Below are 18,796 nucleotides of genomic sequence, written 5' to 3'. Positions count from 1 at the left end.
AAAATGTAACGACCGTTTGTTTCCCTGCGAAGGGAAGATTTCGACAAAGTAATTAACCAAGCAATACATTCTAAACAGGTAAACTCTATGATGGACTACGGTATTGGTGGCCAGGAGAAAAAAGGCAACGACGCCAACGAAGCAATCTCCGACATTCAGAAGAACCGCACCATGCTGGTGCAGAAACTGACGGCCGACGCGCCGTTTAAGCCAAAAGTAGAAGAGAAGCTGGAAACGGTTGACGCTGTCTTCGCCCGCTTCAAACCCCAGGTAGACATTGAGTTTGAAGACGCTGACGGAGCGGGTGTCGATGAAAGCTTACGGTTCAATAACCTGGGCGATTTCGGCAAGAAAGGCATCACTGCACAAAGCCCGTTTCTGCAGGGGCTGAACGCCCAGCAGGACGACTACCAGAAGTTCATCAAGCAGTTAAAATCGAATAAGGTATTGCAGAAAATTCTGGCCGACCCCGCTGCGAAAGAAACGTATCTGACGGCACTGCGGGCCATGATTCAGGAACTCGAAGACGCTAACGCTTAACCCCACTCGCTACGTACCATGGAATCACCAGATCAATTAGAAAACGGTAAGGCCGTTAAGGAACGCGTTAAAGTGGCGAATCCCGCCCAGACTCTGGCCGATAGTAGTCAGCAGCTCGCGCGATTCGGGGGATTTGAGTTTGTGGAAACGACCGTTGAGGGAGCGCAGAACATGAACCCCGGCAAAAAAGCCCGGAAAAACATCTTCCTGACCGAAAAAGGAAGCGAGAAAGACCGGAAAGCGCTGGCTAAACGGCTCAAAACCTGGACCGAACTGCTGGATGGGCATCAGAACGTAGCCGACATGATCGGTGAGTCCGAGCAGAAAGCCGAAGTAGCCGCCGAAACGTTACGTCGGAATCTGAAAAAAGCCATTGATGAGACCAAAGACCTCGAAACGGCCTACCGGTCCGTAGCCTTGTTTTATAAAAATGCGGATACCGAAAAGGTGAAAAACCTGTCCATCGTTAACGCCGACGCCGAACAGATTCAGGATCTGGACAATACGTTGTTCTTCGATGAGATCGCGAACGAGCTGCGCCAGAATTACGACAAGCTCGACCTGCGGAACAATTACTCGATGCTGGTCATGCCGGGTTATCTGGGGACCAAGAAAGTAGTGGACAAGTGGGCCCGGCTGGCGCATGAGAATAAGGTGATGATGATTACCGATTACCGGCACCTCGATTCGCCCGACGATGTAATGGAACTCTTCGCCGATGAGGATATGACGAGCGCCGATGCGTACAAAGCAAACGTAATGATGACCTGTAACTACCTGGTCGGCCGCGAAGCTTACGAGGACTTAGGCGAAGAAGAACCGCTCTACGTACCGCCCTCCAGCGCACTGGCTGGCAAGATTTACAAAACCCAGTTGCAGCAACCGGTAGCGGGCAGCAAAAACGGCACCCTCAATGAGGTGGATGGCGTCCGCTTCGAACTCAAGAAGAGTGAGATCGCTAACCTCGAAAAGATGGGGCTGGTGCCGATGGTGAACGAGTACAACAAAGTGATGGCCTACTCGGCCAAAACACTTTTCAACGGCGATAACCAGGGTTTACAGACGTATTCGGTCGTGCGGGTATTCGATTGGATCATGAAAGTCCTGATCGATTTCCTGAACCGGCGGGCGTTTGAAAACTGGACCTACGACAACGAGAAAGACCTGCGGGCGCAGATTGTAAAGTTTCTGAACGGCATTACGGGGGCCGACAAGATCATTGAGGATTTCAAGATTCTCAGGTTCGAGCGCGACAAAGAGGTGAAAGATCGTATTCACCTGGACATTCATATCAAGCCGTATTTCCCCGCTAAGAACTTCCTGGTTCGGCTGGATGGTACCAAAGGCGATGACGCCAACGACTGGAAGGGTGGCGTCGAGCAGCAGTAAACCAATCCGTAATCGACTGCTAACGCACCTCTTTAATACGCTTACTTAATACATAAACTAAAACCAATAACCAATTACAACCATGGCTTTCAAAGCGACTATTGACCTCGACGGCACCGAGTACCGTTTGTTACACTGCAGTTTTTCACTAGGTCAGAACACGGATTACACCACCGGCAAACCCACCTCCGACGTAATGGGCGGCCAGGTAAACGCCGAATTCGAGTCGACCAAAGACACGAACGCCTTTAAACTGATGATTAATCCGAACGCTAAGTTCAGCGGCACCATCAAGTTCTTTAAGCAGGACGAAGATTCGCCCATGAAAGAGCTTAAGTTTGAAGATGCCTTCCTGACGGGTTATTCGGAGAGCATGGATGCACGTAACAATACGCCTATGTCGACCAGTGTGGTGATCTCCGCCCGTAAGCTGTCGATTGACGGAGCCTCGCACGAAAACAAGTGGGCAGCCTACTAAGCCACAGGCCATTGAAGCGCATTCAATGGCCTGTTATTCATCATTACCTGCTGGAAAGAACCGGAGGTACGTGCCTACTGGTAAATTCTATCAACACCCTTATCCCATAAAACCATGCGTACTTCCGTTCGAACTGTGCTGTTTATGTCTGCCGTCTGCGCGCTGGGACTCAATAGCTGTAAAAAAGATGACGACCCCGCAAAAGGCTTTTCCGAAAAGGTCCGGGCGATTATTTCGCAGGACGAAATCGACGGCCTGCGGGCCCGGGGGATGATTGTAAACGAAGGCACGCAGCCCCCGAATATCGAAGGCATCTTTGTTTCGTCGCCCCATGAGCTGGTTAGCCCCTACGGCCCCGACGACGATTCGCAGATTGGGGAATCGTTTAATGACCTGATCATCCGCTTCTCCAATCAGAACAGCAGCGATCAGAGCGCTAAGGTCGATACCAAAAATGGCAGTACGGTTGGAGCGGGAGTAGGTGGGTTTCTGGCTGGCAACGGGAATAAGTTTACCTTCTTCGCCGAGATTAACTCGCAGTCGGGAAACACAACCTCGAAACAAGTCCGGCTTTTCTCCGGTGAGATTACCGACACGGGCATCAAAGATTTTTACACAACCCTGTTGATGAAAAGCAAAACCGATCCCGATGATGAACTCATTCCGGTGGGCAGCTCCCGCATCATAAAAGATGGTGACGGCATGGCCAGCCGACGGAGTACATTCCGGATCGGGGCCGACAAGGTTCGTCCGACCAAAGAAGAATCCGCCAACTAATCTTCAGCCGACATTCCTGCAATTGGCTTTAACGCTTTCATTATGAATCAGCTCTCGGACGTTCGCATCGAAATTGGCGGTCAACAGCTTTCCCTGTTCTCCCGGTTGAAAATCAATCAGTGGATCGACCGCCACCATACATTCGAACTGACAGTGCCGGCTGAGCAGGTCGAAGGGCAGGACGGCATGAAGATCAATAAGTCGAAAGAGTTTATTGGGAAAGAGATTCTGATTTCGATTAAGTACCGGCCCGATACGGGTAAGTCGTTTACATTCAAAGGATTCATTACGCAGCTATATCTATCCAAACAGGCAGCGCGGGGCAGTTCGGTCGTTATTCGGGGGTACAGCGCTTCGGTATTGCTGGAGCAGGGCTCCCGCTACGGTGCGTTTTACAAGAAGAAACACGGGGCCATCGTCAGGAAGGTGCTGGAAGAATACGACCAGAGCCTGCTCCGGCCCGACGTAAGTCCACGTAACGAGAAAGAAGAAGAATACATCGTTAAGTTCGATGAGAGCAGCTATAATTTTCTGCACCGCTTTGCCGCGGCTACGGGCAACTGGTTCTTTTTCGACGGGGCCAAAGTGGTGTTCGGCGATGTGCCCGGCGAAGCTCCTATTGAACTCCGCTATGGGGATGACATCAGCGCGTTCGACATGAAAATGGACCTGCCGGGGGGCGAGTTCTTTATGGACGACTGGAACTCCCGGAAGAGCGAGCAGGAGCGCAGCCACTCCGCCGACGTACGGGTATCGGGCCTGGGCGAGTATGGGCAGTTTCTGATCGATACGGCCGAGCGGCTCTATCCGGAACGCTTGTTTACGTATCCGCCCGTGCCGGTGTATTCGGACTCGGACGTTAGAAAGCAGGTCGAGTACGAAAAGAAAGCGTCGGTGGCGAATGCGGTAATTTTTACCGGTTCGTGCAACGTAATTGGCTTAAAGGTCGGCGCGGTCATCGACATTAAGGAACGGAGCAGCCTGCCGGGGCAACGTACCGAAAGCTTCGGCCAATACCGCATCATCAGCATCAGCCACGAAGCCGATCTGGGCGGGGGGTACTCCAATAAGTTTGAGGCCATTCCGGCGGGCGTTGAATTCCGGGCCAATCCCAGCTTTACGAAACCGCGGGCTACCCCGCAGATAGCCCGGGTAAGCCATGTCGATGATCCGGAACACATGGGCCGGGTTCGGTTACAGTTCTTCTGGCAATCGGCGCAGGACGATTCGGAAAGCTCTGCCTGGGCACCGGTCCTGAGCGCCTATATGGCCGGTGAAGACAAAAGTCACTATTTCGTGCCTGAGGTGAATACGCTGGTTATGATCATGTTTGAGAATGACGATCCAGCGCGTCCGGTCGTGGCTGGGGTTACATACCATAGTCAGATGAAACAAAACGCGTGGTATACCGACCAGAACTACAGGAAAGCCATTGTTACGAGGGGGGGCAATCACATCGTCATGAACGACGAGCCGGGCAAAGAAGCCATCTCCATTTATAACAAGGACAAAAAGAACATGATTGTGCTCACGCTCGACGGTACGCACATCAGTATCAAGAGCCAGGGCTCGATTAGTCTGAGTGCGGGCAGCATCAGTATGGATGCCGACACCATCAGCATGAAGGCCCGGAAAGAATGGAAAGTCGACGCTAAGAAAGGCGAGATCAAGACCGAAATGGACATGAGTGTCGACGCTACGACGGACCTGAAACTGGCCGGAAAAGCAAGCGTAAAAGCGACCTCCGACGCCAATATCGATCTGAACGGCACCATCATTAAAGTAGACGCCAAGGGGCAGGCAACCGTAAAAGGAATGCAGCTTAGCCTGGAAGGCAGTGTACTGGCTGCACTTAAAGCGGCCATTGTTCAAATAAATTAACGGATTCGAACCCAATGGGACTACCCGCTGCCCGCATCAACGACCCGCACGTTTGCCCGATGTCCGACGGCCCCAAGCCCCATGTGGGCGGGACGGTTCTGCCGCCGGGCGTACCAACCGTGCTGATTGGAAGTATGCCTGCTGCTACGTTAGCGACCCCGTGCCTGTGCGCGTCGCCCGCGCCGAATCTGATTGCTAAAGGCTCGGCCGGTGTGTTTATCGGCAAAAAGCCAGCGGCTCGTCAGCTTGATACAACCGCCCACGGTGGAACGATCATAATGGGGCTGCCAACCGTGCTCATAGGCGACTCGTCGATGGGGCCAACCCGAGCCGTTACGTTGCTGCCGAACGGAAACATAATGTTTGGGCCAGCTATCGAGATTACGCCTGATCCGAACAATCCGGATTTCCAGATGCAGGCCTTGCAGGGGCTGATCCGGTTAAATACAACGCCAACTATGCAGCGGGCTTTTTCGGCTGTTGAGGCAAGTGGTAACAAGGTGGTGCTCCAGAACTACAATGACCCAAACGATCCAAATAATGCGACAACGGAGTATGACAGTCCTACACCTGGTTCGTCAACCATCGCCTGGAGTCCAGCCATGCACGGAGTTCCCTCGTCACCGGGGCATCCAGCGCCTGCTGCTTTTCAACCCGGTTCAGACATTGTTCTAGGACACGAATTTATCCACGCTACGCACAATGCCACTGGTGCAGTACCCAATGAAACTCCGGATTCAGATGGCTCTGCTGTTTCTGAAGAAAGAAATACAACTGGATTACCGGCTCAGACGTACAATGAACCTGGTAATCCACGAAATGGCGAAGCATTACCCGATACGACGGGGCAGCCTTACACTGAAAATAAACTGAGAAAAGATTATGCTAACAATGGATGGCCTTCGCCGGCTACCGGGCAACCGCCTGTACAACGGCCTTCCTACAGCACATCCGGTAAGCCTTTTTGACAAAAATGCGTATGGATTGGTTGGCAATGAATAGTCTGGTGCTGATCGTTATAAACTGGTATGTATATCAACCTATAGAAATAATGTGGACTGAAAAGAGGGTGAGTACAACCATTCGAGTTACCGTTGATGGGCAGCGAATGATACTCGATTTGTCAGTCGACAATCTACAGGCGGCTGATATTTACGTAACGGATGTTGGCTTCCGGTATGTCAATAATAACCCCGAAATAGACCGGGACTATTTGCCACTGTTACTCAACGCCAACAATGAAATTGAGGCAAATCTGTTTATTAAACCACTTGATCCAAAAAAGCGATGGGCATTTCCTCCTTCGTTTTATACGCACATCATCAAAGGGCGTTCCCGCTATCAGCGCCAATGGACTTTGCCTTATCCCGTCCGGATTCGCAGACAAAATAATCATGGAATGGGGAATGTCGTTTCGGTTAGTAAAGACCTGGTTAGTACTGTCGGCATAATTATTCCACCCGCTGGTTACCCAGTTGATGCGGTTGACATCAACGGAGAGGAGTTGTACCAGTTTAAATACAATGCATTGCCTTATCAGGTCAAGCAGACTGCTATTGCCAGAGACAAAGGGTTGCAGCTACAGGTTGTTGATTAATAGTCATCGATGTCCCATAAGTGATGTGCTCCTGAAACAATAGAATTGCTTAGCCAAAACAAAGTATGGCTTATACCATGAAGCTTGGTTTTGCGGACCTGCCCACCATCTACAACATTACCAATGCGGTAGGTAGAGGGCAGGTCAGTTGGCGTGATGATGTGATGCTTGTAAACCCACAAAGTTTTAAACGTAGAGGACTATGCCTTCTTACTCGCTTCAAACTCCGGTTTCAGCCCTGATGCGCCGACAGCCCATACCAAAGGTGCTGACGCTTGACGCGATTCGTCAGCACATCAATCTGCTGCTGACGACCAAGCTGAGAGAGTGTCGCTATGACCCTGAAATGGGCTGCATGGTATGGGACCAGGACTTTGCGAACATCACCAATCCAACGCTGTGGAAAAGTGAAGCTGAAACCGCGTTTGTGCGGCTGATCAGTCAGTACGAAAAGCGGATTCGCTATACGCGCGTTTCGCTCGAAGTCGACGAACCCGTGGAGCAGGACCGCGACGGCCAGGTGCTACGTCTGCGGAAACGACTGACGATTCGGGTCAGTGGAACGCTGATTGAAACCGGTGAGACCATGCCGGACATGGAATTTGTGATCTACTTCAGCCCCGTATCCAGTGATTAGTTAACCGCGTAAAATACGGCTGAAACCTGTTTTAAAGACCTAAACCCTTTCCGACACCAATGCCAGGACTAGCGCAAAGTATTCTCAATTTCGCTCGGGGCCGCCGGGGCAACCAGGTTGGCAATGGCGAGTGCTGGACGTTCGCAGAAACTGCGTTACGAAACGCGGGAGCCCAGACGTCCAGAAACATTATGGGCGACGATAACGTCGTTGACGATGCCGACTACGTATGGGGAGATGAGGTGCAGGCTACCGACGTACGTCCGGGCGATATTATTCAGTTTCGGAATTACCGCTACGACCTGAGCAGCGATACGAGTTCATCCTGGCAGGAACGGCCTCACCATACCGCCATTGTCGAATCGGTTGGCACGGGGGGCGTTGTTACGGTGCTGGAGTCGAACGTAAACGGCAGCCGACGCGTGCAACGGAATCAGTTGTATTTGCGGGATGGCAACGTCGGTGGCCAGACGGTGACCGTAACCGGACGGTTCTGGGTGTATAGACCCCGATCCCGTAGTTAACGTAACGCACCCTAACAAACCGCTTACACCCACCACGCTACTGCGTACCTGAATTAACCCTGAACTGAACGTCATGCTTGATACCCGCGATCAGATTAAGAACCGGATGCTCCGCGAGGCCGCCCGCCAGTGGGGCTATACAGACGCGCAGATGGAAACTACGGCCTTCGATCCCCTCGTCGATTTGCTGATGGGCGCATTGGCCACCGAGTCGGAGCGGGTGTATCAGGCCGTTCATGAATCCCGCAGCCGCATTCTGGAACGACTGGTTCAGCTTTTGCTGCCGGAAGTTGTTACAGGTCCCCGGCCCGCTCATGCCGTTATGACCGCAGCCTCGCTCGAACCTGTGGGCGAGGTTCGTCGCGATGACGTAATGACGGCCCGGCATCCACAAACAGGCGAAGAAATCGGGCTATCGGCCGCGGGCCGTTTTCCCTTGGTGAACGGGCGGGTTGCCTGTCTGGCGGCCGGTTCGCAGCTGTGGCGCATCGACGAGTTTCAGAACCGATTGCCCATTGGTCAGGCTCCACCGCACCGGCGGCTTCCGGATTATCTACTTTGGATTGGCCTTGAGGTGCTGAGCCCGTTACCGGAGTCGGCCAGCCTGCGGTTTTATTTCGACTGGAAGAACATTCTCAATCCGCAGCAATACGCGCAGGCACTCGCGCAAAGCCGCTGGTTTCTGGGCGATACGTCGATTCCGGTCATAAATGGATACGGTTCCCTGCCCGACGATGCGCCTACCGAACCAATCCGAACCGCCGAAGCGCACGCCCAGCGGTATTACCGTCCGCAGTTCATTACGTTAGGGGGGCAGTCATTGCGTGGATATACCCCTGGCACCCCGGCACCGGCCTCCTTGATTGAGGCTTTCGAGCCCATTCTGCCCAGTTTACCCCCGGTTGTTTGGTTACGCGTCGAGTTGTCGCCTTTGTTTACAGCAGACGTACTCAGCCGGACGGATTGTGTGCTGAACGCTTTCCCGGTTTTGAATCGTCAACTGACTCGCTCTACGTTCCGGTTAACGGATTTTTTCAATGTCTTTCCGCTCAACATTGACCGGCCCCTGCTCGAAATTGCCGACATCACCGACAGCGACGGAAATACGTATACTCCCTTTACCGAAGCGGGTGCCAGTTCGCGCGAGGCTGTTGCCGCCGACCGTCGGACGTATGCACTCCGGCAGCAGGGGGTAGGCCGGTTTGATGCTCGTGATGCCTATGCGCTGGTCAGTCAGGTGCTCGATCAACTGCGCGACGAAAGTGCCGCTTTTGTAGCGATGGGCTACGACTCAATGCGGAGCCATATCGAAGATATTTACAAGAATCTGCAACGTATCCGGCAGGGGATGCCTACTGCCCCCAATGGTGACCGGATTACACCGGACCCCACTCCGTTTCTGATCGTCAACAATGCTCCGGCCAACGGGGTGTTGTTCGTCAACTACTGGGCTACGTCGGCCGAAAAAGCGAATCGATTGCCGGGCGGTACGCGCATTGATACCATGGCGATTCAGTTTCGGCGGGAGGGAATGATGTTGCTGAGCCCTCTGCTGGGCGGAACGCCCCGGCTTGAGCCAGCGGCTAGTTTACCCGTATTTCGGCAGGCCTTGCTGACGCGTGGCCGGGCGTTAACGGCCGAAGACATCCGGGCTATCTGTCTGGGTACTGCTCCGGAGGCTGTAGAGGGGGTAACGGTCCAGAAAGGCTTCGCGGTCAATGCTGATCCGCGCCAGGGCCTGACGCGTACGCTGGATGTTCGACTCACGTTCAAATCCGGTGCCCGTTTACTGCCCGAAGATCAGGCGCAGGTTTGCCGCGAAATTACGGTGTTATTAGAAGAACAGTGGTCGGGCGTGCTGCCGATCCGTGTCATGCCGATTGAATTATGAAACGACCGCTGCACTACGATATTCGGGCCGAAGTCTGGGCCGCCCGACAAAAAAAACGAGGCCTTGATCTGATCGTGCGTCCACAGGGGACGTTCAGCCGCCCCTACAAGTTCGACATTCTGAATGTTACCGCCCTTGACGCGGACCCCGAAACGGGCGTTACGCATGGGCCGTTAGTTGCTTATGTAGACATTAGCCGGGAAGGGGTATACGATATGCTTCCCGAAGCGCTGTCGCACCCGCCACGAGCAGTAAAAGATGGCGAAGGAAGCCAGGCACTGGTTAACGAGTCCCGTCGGTTACGCCAGGAGGAGCGTGACAACCGAACGTTCTGGTTGCCGTTCGAGCAGGAGACGTATCGGCAACGGATTCAGATCGAAGAGCAGGAAAACCAAACATTGACCCAAACAACCGGCCCCGTCTGGGCGGAGCTCTACGCGTATCTGCTGGGTGAGGCCGGGGAGGGGCTTACGGATTCACAGCGGGCGTGCTTACTGTCGGTCTGGACCAATGCCCATCAGACGGTGGGCAACTGGGAACGGACGGCGTATTATTTCAGCCGCTTCCTGGACGTACCGGTACGTATCAAACATGGTCTGCCGGCACCGATCGAAGGACGTAGAGATTCCGCTACCGACTGGCAACCGGCCCGACTGGGCGAAAGTCGGCTGGGGTTAGACTACGTACTGCCCCAAACAACAACGATAACCGACGACGGAGGCTTGATTCGCCTGGCGTTTGGGCCGCTGACGGCCGAACAACTGCGGGAGTTTCTGCCGGGGGGAGCTGCCTTGCGGCATGTCAGTATGTTAGCCGGGTACCTGTTACCCGCCGATGCCGACTGGCAAATAGAGGTTTTGCCCGACGAGATGAACGGTGGATTTGTGTTGTCGGACCTGGGTTCATCCGGGCGGCTGGGGCTCACGACCACGTTAAACTAACCGCTTGCTCATAACCCGTTAGCGTCTAAAGAATTTATGACGACTATAGTGTAACCAATTGGCGAATGACACTCTAGACTACTCTATGAAAACCGATGTTATTCTAACCGTTTCGCTTTACGTTATCATGGCTGTCTTCTGCCTGGTTGGCCTAATCGTGCGGCACTCAGCGAAAGACGTATTGACCAAGAAGATGCTTATGTATGGCGTCGGCGCTATAGCGCTGGCGGCTGGGTTAGGGGCCGCTTTTGCCAAAGCGGAGTTGCTGGTAACGGTATTTTACTGGATCGAGGGCCTGGCGCTGGTACTGGGCATTTTGCACGTGATGGCGTCGCGCCGGATGTTTTTATACGCAGCAGAAGGTGGTTTCTGGTCAGAATTATTGCTGACCGTAGCCATGCTTATGCTGCTCGCCGGAGCGTTCACGGGCCTGTTCCAGACGATGCAGCGGTCCGACCGGTTCTTACCCGCGCTAGCTTCGGGACTAATCCCGTTTGTGCTGCCCTTATTGTTTTTGTATGCCTATGGAGCCTGGTTATCGATTCCGCCGAAAATATACCGCAAATGGTTTTATCCCGTCGACCGGGCGGTGCCACTGATTGAATTAAACGATACGGTGCGGTTGAATTTTCGGGTCGCCAAAGAGCCGGATGCTACCGACCTGGCCACGTATACGGTAAAAGCGCCCATCGACCGGACCCTGCACGATCTGTTTCATTACATGATCTATTCGCATAACGCTGAAGAAAATCCAGAGCAGCCAATCCTGTACCATGAACACAACCACGAAGGCAGCCTGTTGGGGTGGATATTTTACAAGCAATCTATGGGTGGTTTGTCGAAGCAATTCCTGGACCCTTCCTTAACACTCATGCGCAATGGCATCAAAGCGAACGATACCATTATTGCCCGAAGCTTTGTGAGCAGTGACTGAAACGTAAATGAAGTGATCGTAAGAAAACTGATGTTATATGCATATAATCAGTTGCTTATCTTGATGTAGATCTTTCGTTGACAACTTTACCCACTCCCTTTAAACAACCGGACCCCATGTTACCTGAGTTCACGTACTGGCCAATAAACTGGGCCGATGGTATGAAAATTACCCGGTCTCATCTGCTGGGCAACGATAATGCCTTTCGCGACGCTGTGCGCGATACCAGCGGGATGTTGCTTACCCCTTTAACGTATGGTTTACTGCCGCCCGCGCCGGGTAAAGACAGCCCACTGGCGTTGACCTGCGACGGTCATGAACTGATTCTGACGGCCTGCCGGGCTGTTACGCCCGGTGGTGCCCGAATCGAAATCGATGCGTCGCAGCCCCCCTTACGGCTGGCCTTAAGTGCCGCTCGTGACGAGTGGATGAGATTGAGCCAGTCGACCGGCTATGCCGTTATTGACATAAACCCGTTTGAACCCCAGCCCTGGGGGCAGCCCGATCCCGACGAGGTGCCGCTGCGTTACCCGTTCACGACCCCCGGCTACCGCTTAGGGGCCGTACCGCAGTCGGCGCTGGCGAGTCCATTGTCGGCCGCGTTTCACTTGCCCGTTGGGCGGCTGACGCTCGCCAATGGGGTTTTCAACTTGTCGGCCGATTATTTGCCGCCCTGCCGGATGGTTGGGGTTTTTCCGGCCATGCAGCAGCATTACCTGACCATTGGCAGTAAGATGGGCGAAATTGCCGGTTATGCCACGGCCATTATTGTTCGGGTGCGGACCAATGCCCGTTCGGGACAGCCCAATCTCCTGGCAACGACAATCGGGTATCTTGCCGATGCCACCGTACGTACCATTGCCGATAATCTGGACGCATTTCAACTGCGGGGCACGTATGAGTCGCCGGTTTTTATTGCTGAATTCGGGATGCGGTTCGCCCGAGCGATAACCCTGATGATCCGCAGTACGCCCGACCGGGAGAAAGAAGCCATGTTCAACTACTTCAAAAACTGGTGTGGCGTTAGTCCCGTGCAGTTTGAGTCAGCCATGCAGGAGGTGCTCGATGCCGAGTATACCCACGCCGACTGCCAGCCTACACTTGCGGCCATTACGCGCATGTGCGACGTAGTGATTGCGCTCTACAGCAAGCTGAGCCAGCTGAATTACGTCGAGAAAGACAAAGACGAGTTTTTCGTGGACCGGCAGGATGCACCCGCGGCCAAGAACGGGACCAAAAGCAGTTTCTGGGGGCGGTAAGCGCCGGTTACGTACACGAATTAATCAGCAGAAAACGCTATGAATGAATCGTTAATCAAATTCCTGCTTGTTACGTTGCTGCTTGGCGGAGGAATCGGCGCCCTGATGTACGCGCTTGGCGAACGGGGCGAATCAGCAAAAACGGGCACTTCAGTCGAACAGGAAGAGCAATTTTTGAATGATGTTCGCCAGGCTGATAGCCTGCACATAAAACTGAAGAAAACCGATCCTGCTGAACAGGCCAGTGAGTTCTCGGCGCTACGTTTCAAGCAGGAGGAAGCCATCGCCCGGATGGAGTCGGGCTACAAAGCTGATACGGTATTTCGATCACTTTCGCAGGTGACCGGTCGGAACTATAACAAAATGCTGGGAACGGTGGCCCTGCAAGCCAGCGACCGGCAAACCAAAGCCGACACGAAGCTCCAGCTCACCGATCAGATCGCCAATTTGAAAGTTGATGTCCAAAGTCTGGAGACCCAACTGATGCTTAAACAGTCGAGCCTGGAAAGCATGCGGGCGCTAAAAGCGGCCCAACCGTAACGATGATTTTTCGACTCTATGAAACCACTTAACCAAGTTGAACGAACGCAGCGATGGGGCCAGTTTCTGGGCTTCTACGTTACGTTGTTGCTGGTAGTAGCCCTTTGCTGGTGGCTATCCCTGGCGCTGATTCCCCAACTTACCAATGTACAGCAAAGCCAGACCGTGCAGGAACTTGTGGCGTATCGGAAGCAGCTGGCCGGTACCGACAAAATGCTGGTGAACCTGGAACAGGGGGCACCCTTAACCGACAACTGGCTGCGAAATTTCTATGCCAACACCAGCGCGCTGGACCAGCAGTTTCCGAAGCCGTTGTTTATGGCTACGACCAATAGCTATCGGCAACTGGCGGCTGAATACGAAAATGCACGCAAAGAAGGCGACGAAGGGCTGCAGCTCCTGAACTCGCAGAAAATTCAGCTGGAATCCAAGAAAGCGGCCTTATTAGCCGCGCTGGCATCGGCAGGTGCCGAGTTGAAGAATATTGCCGCAGCGCCTAAACCCGACGGAGGGGGCGGGGCAAAGCCTAAGCCGCCTACGCCACCCGCCGAAGCCGGGCCCGTAATTAATGCGGGGATGTACGGCCCCTTTAAGCCCTTGCTCATAAAAGGAAGTGGCGAGTTCGGCAAGAACAGCCCCGAGATTAACATATCGGCGCAGTTCATGATCGTCCGCGACCATCAGGTTGTGCTGGGCGTGTACTTTGAAACGGAAGATCCCGGTGGTACGCTGGCGAAAGTAACGGATCGTAAAGAAGTATACACCGCCCCGCCGGGCTACCGGATTGTTGGGCTGTCGGTACCCGAACGAACCCCCTGGCGTCATACGTACGTCGATAAAAATCTGGACGTAGATAAGATACCGGTAGCACCGGGGCTGATGACGTTTCTGGTGCAGGGAAATACGCCGGGGCTCGATATTGGCGCATCGGGTGGCAGCGCCCTGACTATTCAGTTACTGAAGTCGGTTAAGGTGGAGTTAGAGAAGGAGTGATCTGGCCGGGCGGGGTTGGCGTAGCGGCCAGCAAATGACTTGCTCAAGGCCGGTCAGGCGAAATTTTTGGCAAATGCTACCATTCCGTAGCTGTTACGCGACTAACGAGTATTGATCATTTCAACGTATTATGCCCATGAAACCAAAGGAATCTTTCCGTCATATACGCCTAATTGTTCTGCTGCTGATAAGCTTCGTCAGCCTCTCGGGTCAAGGGCAGAACAAACCCGCTTCGGTACGTAAATACGCCGGTGGTTTAAAATTCAGTCGTACCCGCTCGCTGACGGTCATGAATAAAGCGCCCCTGGCCAATCAAAGCTTTATCAACCTGCCCACGCAGGTATCGTATGAGCAATATTGCCCCAGCGTTGGCGATCAGGGCCGTCAGGAAACATCGGTTGCGTTTGCTACTGCCTACTACCTGCGAACCATTATGGAGAGTAAGGACAGGAACCTGGTTCAGAAGCCAAAGATTGACGAATCGCGCTTTTCGCCCACCTTTGTTTATGACAAGATTCGGGACCCCAAAGATATTAACTGTCAGGGGGGCGGTACCATTGAAGAAGCTCTGGATGTGCTGAAGAAAGACGGTGTGCCGCGCTTGAAAAATCTAGGATACCCCCTTTGTAACCAGGCTATTCCGGCCGTGGCCGTAAAGGAAGCGTCGCAGTTTCGCATTGGCGATTACCAGCAGTTATTCACTCCCGAAACGGCTCCCGATCAGAAAGTGCAGGCGGTTAAGAAAGCCCTTGCTGAAGGGAATCCCGTGGTCGTGGGCATTGGTGCCCCGCTGTCGTTCGAAGAGGCCAGGGCCGTTTGGGAACCCGCTCCTAACGAGAAGGCTGATGATATTTTGTATAACCAGGCGCTTTGCGTAGTGGGCTATAACGATAAACAGTACGGTGGCGCGTTTCGGATTGTGAACAGTTGGAATACCGGCTGGGGTGAGAAAGGGTTCTGCTGGATTCCGTATGCCTATTTTGGGCAGTTCTGCATCAACGGGTTTCAGGTGTATGGAGCCGAAGTTGAATCGGGCAACCGGCCCGGAGTGGTCGTTGTGAATGGGCCCAGCGGTGGCGGTAAACCTGCTGCCGAAGAACGTCGGCGGGGATCGGCTGAACTTAAACTCAACAATGGTGCCCCTATGGAAGTAACCCGGGAAGTAACCCGCGACCTGAAAGTAGTATCAGATGAGGCAGCGCCCAGCGACATCCGGCCGTATCGAACAACGCAGCCGTATGATTCAGGTACGCGGTTCAAATTTTATTTAAGCAACTCAGAAAACGCTTACGTCTACGCTCTGACTACCAACAAGCAGGGTGACTTTGATAAGTTGTTTCCATTTGACGAACTGACCAGCCCCTTGCTTGGTCCGAACACGACAATCGCTTATCCGAGTGAGAACAGCTCGGTTGTGATGGAAAAGCATAAGGGCAAAGATTACCTGCTGATCTTATTTGCCAAGCGACCTCTTAATCTGGATGGTCTGGTTAAAAGCCTCGACCGCAAAAAAGGGTCAATTGATAAACGCATCAGCGAAGTTCTGGGCGATCAGCTCATCAAGCAGGACCAGATTCGCTACCGCGATGATCAGATTGCCTTCGACGTAAAGCCGGGTGCTGCGGGTAACGTAGTGCCCCTGCTCGTTGAATTTAATTACAAATAGGGTGTAGGCATTAGGAGTAAGTCTAATATCACTAATCTTATTCCTGGACCCGAATTCCTTACCTAACCCTCTATTTTCCGTTCAGGCCATGGGCTAACCTTTCGTCCGCCAGGACGTTCTTTCTTGAACTAGATGTTGCAGACCCGACCGGGAGCCGGTAGTTTTGTGCAACTTTTGTCCAAATCATGAGCGACCTGTTTACTGCTGAATCCATTATCAGTTTACTGACCCTAACGTTTTTAGAGATCGTCTTAGGGATTGATAATATCATATTTATATCCATTGCCGCCAACAAGCTGGCCCGGCAGGATCAGGCGAAGGCCCGAAATATTGGACTGGTCCTGGCCATGGCGTTTCGGTTGATCCTGTTGTTGGGTATTTCCTTTGTTATTTCCCTTAGCAAGCCGTTTACGCACCTGGATGCGGGCTGGTTTAGGGCGGCCTTCACGGGGCAGAGCCTGATTTTGTTCGCTGGTGGCCTGTTCCTGCTCTACAAAGCCACGTCCGAAATTCACCATAAGCTCGAAGGGGGCGGAGAAGAGCACGAGGAGGGAAGTACAAAAGGTAAAACAACCATCACGAGTGTTGTCACCCAGATCGCCATTACCAATATTGTCTTTTCGATCGACTCGATCCTGACGGCCATTGGCTTAACGCAGAATGTCGCTATCATGATGATCGCCGTTGTGCTGTCTATCCTGATCATGATGTTCTTCGCCGGGCCGGTAGGCCGGTTTGTTAATGAACACCCCACGATTCAGATGCTGGGCCTGGCTTTCCTGATCATGATTGGCTTTATGCTGGTCGCGGAAGGGGCGCACTTATCGGAAGTGGTTATCTTCGATCAGGAAGTGGGTTCCGTACCAAAAGGGTATCTTTATTTTGCCATTGCCTTTTCGCTGCTGGTTGAGTTTCTTAATATTCGGTTGCGTAAAAAACAGCCGCCGATTCAACTACGGGGCTACGAAGGTCAACCTGACCGCGACGGCATGCTGTAAGGGGCGGTGGGCTAATCAGCTGGCCGGTTGGCCGCACTGACCCTATCGCCACTATAGCCCACGACCTGATTAACAACCCACCACTACATTGTCACTCACCGACCAATTAAACGATATTATCAGCAGCCTGGGCGGCTTCGGTCCTGAAGCCTGGCTGGCCGTGGCTTTTTGCGGACTGCTGGTGGCCGAACTGCTGCTACTTCAAACCAATTGGGCGCCGGCACGCCGGGTTTTGGCGATTTTAAGCGGGGTATCGGTTGTCGTGGCGGGTGTCTGGGCTGTTTTATTGCCAACGCGCGGTTTTTTGTTCCTGCACCTTCTGTTTGTTGATAATCAGGCTGTTTATTTTCAGGTCCTCATCGCGTTGGCCGCCTTACTGGTGTTGTTGTACGAGTTTTTGGCGGCTTCAACCCACAGAACACCAACGCTTCCCCTTGAATGGTATGCTCTGCTGATTGCGATGACATTAGGACTATTCCTGATGACAGTATCGGTCAATCTGCTTAGCATCTACCTAAGTATTGAACTAGTTTCGATCTGCTCGTACCTGCTGACGGCTTTGGCCACGAATCGGAAAGCTTCGGAGGGCGGGATTAAATACCTTCTGTTCGGTGCCGTTAGCTCGGCCGTTATGCTGTATGGTATGTCCTTACTTTACGGCATAACCGGTACACTCGACATAACCGCTACCGTATTCGGCGCTGAACTTGCCCGACAGGACGAGGCTGTGGCGGCCGTAGCGCTGTTGCTAACGCTGGCTGGCTTGTTATTCAAGTTGGCGGCCGTGCCTTTTCACATCTGGACTCCCGACGCGTACGAAGCTGCGCCAGTGCCCGTAGCGGCTTTCTTTTCGGTAGCGCCCAAGGCGGCTGCCGTTCTTGTGCTGATGCGCCTTGTTACCGCCCTGCCCGTGGAGTCGTTGGGTGAGGCAGGAGCCACGGCTATGGCATTACAAACGCCGTTGGCAGTGCTGGCGCTGGCGGGTATTTTGATTGGTAACTTATCGGCGTTACGTCAGACGGATGCTAAACGACTGCTAGCGTACTCGACCATTGCGCAGGCGGGTTTTCTGCTGGTTGGCGTGGTCGCGCTAAGTCAGGCCGGGTTCGAAGCCGTTTTATTCTATGCCGGCACGTATCTGTTTATGTCACTGGCCGCTTTTTTTCTGGTCGATCTGTTAGCCAAAGCCAGTGGTCACGAGGGCGATCTGACTATGAGCCACTTGGCGGGTATGGGGGCGAAACAGCCCTTGTTAGCCATTGCCCTGACCGTTGTCATGCTGGCCTTAACTGGCCTACCACCAACGGTCGGCTTTACGGCGAAGCTATTATCATTTTCGGCTCTGTACGAGAGCTACCAGCGTACGGGCAATGCCTGGTTGCTCGCCTTGTTTGTCATCGGCTTACTGAACGCCCTGATCTCACTGGTGTACTACCTGAAAATACCGTTCCTGCTGTTCTTCCGTCCGGTTTCAGGCGAAGAACGTACCACGGGCACTTACGTACCGCGTTCCGCTACGTGGTTAGCCGTTGCGCTGGTTGTGCCCCTCCTGGTTTTGTTCATCAAACCCGAATGGCTGGTAGGGATCATCACCGGCTGGTAGCCGCAGTCCGCTCCGTCGAACCAGGCACCTGCCTTCGGAAATAGCTTCCTGTTTTCGTTTCTTTGCACGAAATATCAACGAGTGAACAAGCGAAAGAGTGATGCCTACTATGGCCTTGCTGCGCTTCGGCGAGTCAACTTCACTTTTC

General features: G+C 53.3%; 18 protein-coding genes. All 18 read left to right on the top strand.

Annotated elements, in window-relative coordinates:
• Positions 1-87: 87 nt before the first annotated feature.
• The 18 genes from ACYVBJ_RS05225 (at position 88) to ACYVBJ_RS05140 (ending at position 18,648) form a co-directional block, all read left to right on the top strand.
• A complete protein-coding gene (locus ACYVBJ_RS05225) occupies positions 88-540 on the top strand; it encodes a hypothetical protein (RefSeq protein WP_460981233.1) in 453 nt (150 codons plus the stop codon).
• 18 nt (positions 541-558) lie between these two features.
• A complete protein-coding gene (locus ACYVBJ_RS05220) occupies positions 559-1,929 on the top strand; it encodes a type VI secretion system contractile sheath protein TssC (RefSeq protein ID WP_460981232.1) in 1,371 nt (456 codons plus the stop codon).
• Positions 1,930-2,011: 82 nt separating this feature from the next.
• The gene (gene tssD, locus ACYVBJ_RS05215; protein ID WP_460981231.1) at positions 2,012-2,407 is read left to right on the top strand and encodes a type VI secretion system tube protein TssD; all 396 of its coding nucleotides are present in this window, start codon (positions 2,012-2,014) and stop codon (positions 2,405-2,407) included.
• A gap of 114 nt (positions 2,408-2,521) precedes the next feature.
• Entirely contained in the window at positions 2,522-3,184 is a 663-nt protein-coding gene (locus ACYVBJ_RS05210; protein WP_460981230.1) for a hypothetical protein, read from the top strand.
• A gap of 42 nt (positions 3,185-3,226) precedes the next feature.
• Entirely contained in the window at positions 3,227-5,065 is a 1,839-nt protein-coding gene (locus ACYVBJ_RS05205; protein ID WP_460981229.1) for a type VI secretion system Vgr family protein, read from the top strand.
• Between the two features lie 14 nt (positions 5,066-5,079).
• On the top strand, positions 5,080-6,033 hold the full coding sequence (locus ACYVBJ_RS05200; protein ID WP_460981228.1) for a PAAR domain-containing protein: 954 nt from the start codon (positions 5,080-5,082) through the stop codon (positions 6,031-6,033).
• 83 nt (positions 6,034-6,116) lie between these two features.
• Positions 6,117-6,662 (top strand): hypothetical protein, encoded by a 546-nt coding sequence (locus tag ACYVBJ_RS05195; protein ID WP_460981227.1) that lies wholly within the window; start codon positions 6,117-6,119, stop codon positions 6,660-6,662.
• Between the two features lie 202 nt (positions 6,663-6,864).
• Positions 6,865-7,299 (top strand): GPW/gp25 family protein, encoded by a 435-nt coding sequence (locus ACYVBJ_RS05190; RefSeq protein WP_460981226.1) that lies wholly within the window; start codon positions 6,865-6,867, stop codon positions 7,297-7,299.
• Between the two features lie 59 nt (positions 7,300-7,358).
• A complete protein-coding gene (locus ACYVBJ_RS05185; protein WP_460981225.1) occupies positions 7,359-7,823 on the top strand; it encodes a CHAP domain-containing protein in 465 nt (154 codons plus the stop codon).
• A 73-nt stretch (positions 7,824-7,896) separates the two neighbouring features.
• A complete protein-coding gene (locus tag ACYVBJ_RS05180; protein WP_460981224.1) occupies positions 7,897-9,714 on the top strand; it encodes a hypothetical protein in 1,818 nt (605 codons plus the stop codon).
• Entirely contained in the window at positions 9,711-10,655 is a 945-nt protein-coding gene (locus ACYVBJ_RS05175; protein ID WP_460981223.1) for a type VI secretion system baseplate subunit TssG, read from the top strand. Before ACYVBJ_RS05180 ends, ACYVBJ_RS05175 begins: the two co-directional genes overlap by 4 nt.
• An 85-nt stretch (positions 10,656-10,740) precedes the next feature.
• Positions 10,741-11,589, top strand: a complete 849-nt coding sequence (locus ACYVBJ_RS05170; RefSeq protein WP_460981222.1) for a TssN family type VI secretion system protein — start codon at positions 10,741-10,743, stop codon at positions 11,587-11,589.
• Between the two features lie 116 nt (positions 11,590-11,705).
• Positions 11,706-12,848, top strand: a complete 1,143-nt coding sequence (locus tag ACYVBJ_RS05165; protein ID WP_460981221.1) for a hypothetical protein — start codon at positions 11,706-11,708, stop codon at positions 12,846-12,848.
• A gap of 39 nt (positions 12,849-12,887) precedes the next feature.
• Complete coding sequence (locus tag ACYVBJ_RS05160; protein WP_460981220.1) at positions 12,888-13,388, top strand: hypothetical protein; 501 nt, start codon at positions 12,888-12,890, stop codon at positions 13,386-13,388.
• An 18-nt stretch (positions 13,389-13,406) separates the two neighbouring features.
• Positions 13,407-14,381, top strand: coding sequence for a hypothetical protein (locus ACYVBJ_RS05155; protein ID WP_460981219.1), 975 nt, complete (start codon positions 13,407-13,409; stop codon positions 14,379-14,381).
• 136 nt (positions 14,382-14,517) lie between these two features.
• Entirely contained in the window at positions 14,518-16,047 is a 1,530-nt protein-coding gene (locus tag ACYVBJ_RS05150; RefSeq protein WP_460981218.1) for a C1 family peptidase, read from the top strand.
• A gap of 185 nt (positions 16,048-16,232) precedes the next feature.
• Positions 16,233-17,045, top strand: coding sequence for a TerC family protein (locus ACYVBJ_RS05145; protein ID WP_460981217.1), 813 nt, complete (start codon positions 16,233-16,235; stop codon positions 17,043-17,045).
• 88 nt (positions 17,046-17,133) lie between these two features.
• Positions 17,134-18,648, top strand: coding sequence for an NADH-quinone oxidoreductase subunit N (locus ACYVBJ_RS05140; RefSeq protein ID WP_460981216.1), 1,515 nt, complete (start codon positions 17,134-17,136; stop codon positions 18,646-18,648).
• The last annotated feature ends 148 nt before the right edge of the window (positions 18,649-18,796 follow it).

Source organism: Spirosoma fluminis (assembly GCF_054778895.1).
This window is presented reverse-complemented; position numbering and strand designations above follow the sequence as displayed.